The sequence below is a fragment of the Phyllobacterium phragmitis genome, assembly GCF_002980495.1.
Classification (GTDB): Bacteria; Pseudomonadota; Alphaproteobacteria; order Rhizobiales; family Rhizobiaceae; genus Paramesorhizobium; species Paramesorhizobium phragmitis.
The window spans coordinates 1-322 of record NZ_PVBR01000112.1 but is presented as its reverse complement, the minus strand read 5'-3'; the positions used below and the strand labels follow the sequence as shown (position 1 = coordinate 322).

The following is a 322-nucleotide window of genomic DNA, read 5'->3' as shown; positions in this document are numbered from 1 at the left end:
CTCGATCAGTTTGGCTCCCTTGAAGACCCGCGCCAGTCGTGGAAAGTGCTGTATCCTTTAGCCGAGATATTGCTTTGCGTGCTGTGCGCGACGATGGCCGGGGCGGACGATTTCGTTGAGATCGAGCGCTGGGCCAGGCGGAAGCTGGATTTCCTGCGCCGTTTTCTCCCCTTCAAGCAGGGCATTCCCTCCCATGACACACTCAACGACGTCATCAACGCCTTACCGGCGCAAACCTTCTCGGACTGTTTCATCAACTGGGTCGACGGGATGCGCGAGGATGATCCCGACATCGTCGCCATCGACGGCAAGACCTCGCGCC

1 protein-coding gene is annotated in these 322 nt (G+C 59.3%); it reads left to right on the top strand.

What is annotated here, in order from left to right; translation table 11 throughout:
• The coding region (locus tag C5748_RS27570) for an ISAs1 family transposase (RefSeq protein ID WP_146119669.1) at positions 1–322 on the top strand (322 nt) is incomplete at both ends.